Source organism: Streptomyces sp. NPDC058291 (genome assembly GCF_042880855.1).
Lineage (GTDB): Bacteria > Actinomycetota > Actinomycetes > Streptomycetales > Streptomycetaceae > Streptomyces.
Genome location: NZ_JBHVYK010000099.1, coordinates 21,486 through 27,485, shown reverse-complemented (window position 1 = coordinate 27,485; position 6,000 = coordinate 21,486). Strand labels below are relative to the sequence as shown.

The 6,000-nt window shown below is 69.2% G+C and carries 4 protein-coding genes, 1 tRNA gene and 1 pseudogene; 3 read left to right on the top strand and 3 right to left on the bottom strand.

Going from position 1 to position 6,000, the window contains the following annotated elements; translation table 11 throughout:
- Window positions 1-380: pseudogene (locus tag ACFVYK_RS32930) on the bottom strand (IS982 family transposase); the annotation flags it as partial.
- Between the two features lie 120 nt (window positions 381-500).
- Here ACFVYK_RS32930 and ACFVYK_RS32925 point away from each other — a divergent pair.
- A complete protein-coding gene (locus ACFVYK_RS32925; RefSeq protein ID WP_389780342.1) occupies window positions 501-953 on the top strand; it encodes a hypothetical protein in 453 nt (150 codons plus the stop codon).
- A 406-nt stretch (window positions 954-1,359) separates the two neighbouring features.
- On the opposite strand, the gene ACFVYK_RS32920 is transcribed toward ACFVYK_RS32925, so the two are convergent.
- The gene (locus tag ACFVYK_RS32920) at window positions 1,360-1,848 is read right to left on the bottom strand and encodes a hypothetical protein (RefSeq protein ID WP_389780340.1); all 489 of its coding nucleotides are present in this window, start codon (window positions 1,846-1,848) and stop codon (window positions 1,360-1,362) included.
- 1,447 nt (window positions 1,849-3,295) lie between these two features.
- Between ACFVYK_RS32920 and ACFVYK_RS32915 the strand changes: the two genes are divergently transcribed.
- Window positions 3,296-3,685 carry a hypothetical protein gene (locus ACFVYK_RS32915; protein WP_389780339.1) on the top strand — a complete coding sequence of 130 codons (390 nt, stop codon included), beginning with the start codon at window positions 3,296-3,298 and terminating at the stop codon, window positions 3,683-3,685.
- A gap of 179 nt (window positions 3,686-3,864) precedes the next feature.
- On the opposite strand, the gene ACFVYK_RS32910 is transcribed toward ACFVYK_RS32915, so the two are convergent.
- Window positions 3,865-3,937: transfer RNA gene (locus tag ACFVYK_RS32910), tRNA-Arg, on the bottom strand.
- Between the two features lie 320 nt (window positions 3,938-4,257).
- On the opposite strand from ACFVYK_RS32910, the gene ACFVYK_RS32905 reads away from it, so the two are divergent.
- The gene (locus tag ACFVYK_RS32905; RefSeq protein WP_389780337.1) at window positions 4,258-5,865 is read left to right on the top strand and encodes a dynamin family protein; all 1,608 of its coding nucleotides are present in this window, start codon (window positions 4,258-4,260) and stop codon (window positions 5,863-5,865) included.
- The last annotated feature ends 135 nt before the right edge of the window (window positions 5,866-6,000 follow it).

The window sequence follows — 6,000 nt, the reverse complement described above, 5'->3', positions numbered from 1 at the left end:
GTCCGACCGCTTCACCGTGGGCCGCGAGCGTCCGCACTCGACGGGGGTGGAGTCGGGATGATCCAGTGGTTGTCGAACCAGAAGTCGGTGTCCGTGGCAAGGAGCCGTATCGCCCGCTTGACCAGCGGCAAAGCGGCCCTCAGCCGCTTGTTCCAGCCCGGCTGCTTCGGCACGTACGGAAACATCGCGCCCAGCCGGGAGCGGACGAACCGCAGCCACCTGGCCTCCGACGCGAAGCCCAGCATCGCCTGGGCCACGGCGAGACAGACGAGTTCGGAGTCCGTCAACCGCGGAGGGCGTCCCAGCCATCGGGTATCTCCGATCTCGTCGTCGATCTTCACGTACAGTGCGGTCAGCAGGGTGTCCAAGTCGCTCGTCACAGAACGATCTTGGACACCCTGCCTGTGTTCCCGGACGCACCGTCAGCATTGGGAATCAATCGTCTAGCCACGCCCGGCGTGGCACCATGCCCCCTCCAGCACACTGTTCATGGGGGACACATGCGCACCCGCGCCACCATCGCACTCACCACCGCCCTGCTCGCAGCCCTCGCCGCCTGCTCCTCGTCCAGCGATGACAAAGCCGACACCCCGAACAGCAGCCCCACCACGGCCGCCGACACGCCGACCACCACCCCGAGGGCGCCCGACGTCTTCGAACTGGAGCGCGTCGCGGACACGTACGTGAACCTCTACTTCGGAGGGGTCGGGGAAGGGGCGTACGCCTTCCTGTCGAAGCGCTGTCGCGCCAAGGCAGACCCGGCCACGTACGCGGCCACCGTGGGACAGGCCGCGAAGGATTACGGCCCCGACCATCCGGCGACGGACGTGCACGCGACGGTTTCAGGGGACATGGGCCGCGTCTCGTACAAGGTGAAGGGCCTGCCGAAGTTCGCCCAGCAGGGGCAGCCGTGGACGGTTGAGGGCGGCGCCTGGAAGTACGACGCCTGCTGACCCCGCGCGCCACCCCGGGGCCCGTCGACCAGCGTCGGCGGGCCCCTGGTGTGCCCGGCGGATTACAGCCCTCAAGAGCCCGCCGCGCCCGACCCCAGCCGACGGCAGCCCGCCCCGACGGCGGGTGCGCCGACGGACAGGCAGGCGTATGCCTCGCTGCACCCCCCCCGGCCTCAGCCACGCTGCACGGTTCCGTCGACCAGAGCAAGCCGCGACAGCTGGCACATGCCGACGAGGTCTGAATCCTTGGCCTGGGAAGCTTGGGTTCTACTGCCTCGATAGTCCCGTGACCTGCTGTCGATCCGTGTCATGACCTGGGGGCGTCCCTGGGTGGGTGACCGCTGTTCCCCGTGGCTGCCCGCAGTATCCGGCACGGGTCTGGCTCGGGGCGCGTCAGGCGGGTCAGTCAGTCGCGCCGCGACCCTGGCACGCCGGTACCGGATCCGAGATCGGTGGAGGCGGTCAATGAGTGGGCCGCAGTCCTGAGACCGTCCTCCCAATCCGGGAGTTCGTCCGCGCCCATCCATTCGCTGTAGTTCGCCGCGATGGAGAGGAACTGTGTCTCCTCCGGGGTGCGGGCTGCGACCGTCATCGACAGCCGGTCGACCACGTCCTTGGGGCTCAGCTCGGCATTCGCGAGACCGACCGCGAGGCTCACGAGGAGGCAGCGGCCGGCTGTCTCCTCGTCGGGAAGGGGTACGCCGAGTTCGTGCAGGGCCTGGACGTACAGTTCACGGATCTCGGTTTCGTCGCTCCTGCGTGGCAGGCCGGCCAGTTCGCGCAGGGCGGGGGAATCACGCCCGTCGACGAGTGCATGAGCAGCAAGCATCGGGAGCTCCTCGGGTGGGAGTACCTCCGCCACATACCGCCAAGCGCTGCGCTGCAACCGGTCCATGCACTCATCGTGAGAGCAACGAGGCTCCCTGGCCACCTGATTGCCGATTTGGCCTCGGCTTTTGTAGGGAGCGACCTCTTCGTCCCGAAGCAACTTGGGTGGGGGCGCTGCCTTGTGCGGGACTGGCTCTCACCTGTGCTGATGGTCCGCAGGCGTTCGCGCTCGTTCGCTGCTGTCCGTCGGCGTTGTCACGCAGTTAGACAGGGCGCTGTCCCGTCGGCCTCGGCGGCTTTTACCGCGGTTCCCTGCTGATCCCCGCTCGATCTGGTGCACTTGTGGTGCGGCCGTGACGCTCCGCTTCAGAACCCGATGTCACCTGAACACGCAGACGACGCGCCATAGTCTTCGACCTGCTGCTGGTCGCGATGGTTGCTGTACTTCGTTGCTGTACAGCAACCGATCTCAGAGGTCTGACCTGGGAATCCCAGCCTTGGGCGACGTGGGGAGGTACGCACCCTGGCGCACCTCGATTCCCTGTGAGTCCCCGCCCGTTCCGGCACAGAAGCGGCACGCTTCGCGGCCCCCTCGAACCGGCATCGATCAAGGCTGTTGCGGCTCGCCCGCGGCAGTGTCATCCGTGGAACCCCCGCGGCCTCGCCTGGTTGCCCGAATTTGGTCGATGACGAGTCCCGCAGTTGCAGCCAGGAAGCAGATCGCCGCTACGCCGAAACCCACCCTCAGTAGTGGCGGTCGTCCGTTACTCAAAGCGCGGAAGCCAGCCCAGGCCGCGCCGGCCATGAGCCCGAGACCTTGTATCCACCATCGCTCGTCTCTGGCCTTTGTCATGTACTTAATCAGCGTCATACGTGATGATCTCACTCGCGCCTACCCACCACTCGCCCCGGCTTCCATCCCGTCTGCCGGTCGACCCACACGCCCTGAACCGCGACTGCTCGGCTCTGCCTGGGTCGATGGCAGGCGGGATGGAAGCCTCCTCCTGCACTCCATTCGGCCGGCACTCGCGAACGGCGCCCCCTCCTTCTCGGAGCCTGAGCGCCCCCGCCGGAGGCGCGTCTTTGACCCGCGGGCGCGCCTTCCTACCCGCTGCCCGCTACCCGCTGCCCGCAGCGCGCCGCCGGGCGCGGCCAGCCGGGGCGAAGACAGGAGGCAGGCCGCGCCGCAGAGGGCGGCGCGCCCCCGCGCCGTGCGCGGGCCTTGATGAACGCGGACCAGGCGGCGGCGCTCCTCGACTGGACTCGGTGCCGGCCGCGTGGAGGAATGCGGCTGCACGTCTTCTTCGCCACGCTGTACTACTGCGCTCTGCGGCCGGATGAAGCCGTAGCCATGCGAGTGCAGGATGTGACGCTTCCCGGGCCCGACGCCGGAGATCAGTGGTGTGAGCTGCTGATCCACACCGCGACTCCGGAGGTCGGCAAGCAGTGGACGACACCGGGGAGATCCACGAGGAACTGACCTGAAGGGCCGTGCCGAGGGTGAGACGCGCACCGTGCCGGGGCATCCCGCCCTGACGCGCATCCTGCGGCAGCACATCGAGGACGAGCAGCTCAAGCCCGGTGATCTGTTGTTCCAGGGGGAGACGGGCGGCATTCTCGCCGGGTCGGTCATCCGCCGGGCGTGGCGCAGTGCGCGCAAAGCCGTCTTGCCCCCGCACGTCTTCGAGTCGCCCACGGGGAAGCGGGTGTGCGACAACCGGCACACGCGCCTCACCAAATGGCTCAACGACGGGATCCCGCCCGCCCAGGTAGCCGAATGGGCCGGGAACAGCGTGCCGGTGTTGCTGGCTACCTACACACGGTGCGTCGAGGGGCAGCTGCCTGACCTGAAACGGCGCCTGGAAGCCGGGGGGGATCTTCCCGAGCCGCCCGACCCGGGCTGAGGCTTCTCGCGGAAAACTTCGACACGTATTCGACACAGCCACCCGCGAAAACCCGGTGACAGCCGGACAGCCCCGGAACCTCCCCTTGATCGTCGGGGGAGTGTCCGGGGCTTCGTCGTGTCGCGTGAAACGTGCTCTGAGCAGCAAAAATGCCCTCCCGAAGGGAGGGCGGAGACTTGCGCCCCCGGCAGGACTCGAACCTGCGGCCAAGCGCTTAGAAGGCGCCTGCTCTATCCACTGAGCTACGGGGGCCGGTGTGGTGGCCTCGTACGTGCTGCCCGGGTGTGGGCCGATCCGTGACGTTGCCGGGGACAAGGATAGGGCTCCCGGTTCCTCGTCCTGGTCGCTTCGCCTCCGTGGCTCAATGTGGAGGTTCAGTGAAGCGGTCCTGATAATCGCAGGCAGGTGCGAATCGTGCAGCGCTTTTGGCGTCCCGGAACACGGGTGTTGTGCACTCGTTATGCCTGGGCTGCGCCTCTGTCCCAGTCGCACCTTCCGTCCGTTGTGTCCTATCGGCGCGCAGACATGCCTATATGCTTCATAAATCCCCTGAAATTGGGCATTCTTCGCGTGTGGTGACCTTGGACGTACGGCCTCAGCTGCTCGACGCACTCTCCGCCCTGCGCGACCGTGTCGCCGCCGCACGCTTTCCGCTGCCCCTGGCGGGCGCTCCACGCGCGCGTGCCAACCGCGACGAACTGCTCGCCCAGCTCGACGACTACTTGGTGCCCCGACTCAGGCAACCCGAGGCGCCCCTGCTGGCGGTGATCGGCGGCTCCACCGGCGCCGGCAAGTCCACCCTCGTCAACTCCCTGGTGGGGCGGCGCGTCAGCGAAGCGGGCGTGCTGCGGCCGACGACACGGACTCCGGTGCTCGTGTGCCATCCGGAGGACCATCACTGGTTCAGCGGCATGCGGGTGCTGCCCGGTCTCACCCGCGTGTGGGTGCCCCACCAGGAGTCGACGGACGACCTGTTGCTGCCCGGTGAGGACGGCAGACGGGTGCTGCGCATCGAGACCGCCGACACCCTCCCCCCCGGCCTCGCCCTCCTCGACGCCCCCGACGTCGACTCCCTCGTCGCCGACAACCGCGTCCTGGCCGCCGAGCTGATCTGCGCCGCCGACATCTGGGTGATGGTCACGACGGCCGCCCGCTACGCCGACGCCGTGCCCTGGCATCTGCTGCGCACCGCCAAGGAGTACGACGCCATGCTCGTCACCGTCCTCGATCGGGTGCCCCACCAGGTCGTCTCCGAGGTGTCCCGGCAGTACGGCGCTCTGCTCACCAAGGCCGGGCTCGGGGACGTCCCGCGCTTCACCGTCCCGGAACTGCCCGAGTCCGCCTGGGGCGGCGGGCTGCTGCCGGCCACCGCGGTGGCGCCGCTGCGGGCTTGGCTGGCCCATCAGTGCCAGGACTCCGGCGCCCGCCGCCATGCGCTGACCCGCACCGCCGGCGGAGTGCTCGACTCCCTCAAGGCCCGCATGCCCGGACTGGCCGGCGCCGCCGCCGCGCAGTACGCGGCCGCCCTGCGGCTCACCTCGGCCGTCGAGGCGGCGTACGACAGCGAGTACACACGCGTGCGGGGCCGCCTGCAGAGCGGAGCCGTGCTCGCCGGGGACGCGCTCAAGCGCTGGCGGGCCTTCCCCCTGGACTGCGCCGCGGGCGAACTCCTGGACGCCCTCTCGGACAGCCTCGTCACGCTTCTGCTGTGCGCCGTCACCGCCGCCGACGAACGCGTCGACGAGGCCTGGCGGCGCGAACCGGCAGCGGACGCACCGGAGCTGACGGACCGGGACACCGCTCCGGAGAGCGTCGAACACCGGATCGGTCTCGCCGTACGACGGTGGCGGCGCGAGCTCGACGAGTACGCCGAAGACGAGGTGCGCGGCCTGGAACGCGGTGTCGCGCCGGACCCGGAGGCCGTCGCCGCGCTCGTCGCCACCGCCCTGCTGGGCGGCCGCAGAGCGCGTTCCGCGGGCGAGGGGCTCGCCGAACGGATCGGCGCCCACGGCGCGTTGCGGCTGCGCGACCGGGCCGGACGGCTGCTCGCCGAGCACCTCGACCGCGTCATGCACACCGAACGCGAGCGCCGCCTGGCCCCCCTCGACGGACTCGAGGTCCACCCCGAACCCCAGGCCGAACTCATCGCCGCGCTGTCCGTACTGCAGAAGGAGAGGTGACCGGTGACCGCCGTCGCTGACCAGGACCACAGGGACCACACGGACGACACGGACCACACGCACGACACGGACCACACGGACCACACGCACGACAGGAATCACAGAGGTCGTAGGGACCGCATCGACGACACCGAG

Coding starts and splice junctions, on each gene's coding strand:
- ACFVYK_RS32925 (WP_389780342.1), top strand. CDS start 501: ATGCGCACCCGCGCCACCATCGCACTCACCACCGCCCTGCTCGCAGCC.
- ACFVYK_RS32920 (WP_389780340.1), bottom strand. CDS start 1,848: ATGGACCGGTTGCAGCGCAGCGCTTGGCGGTATGTGGCGGAGGTACTC.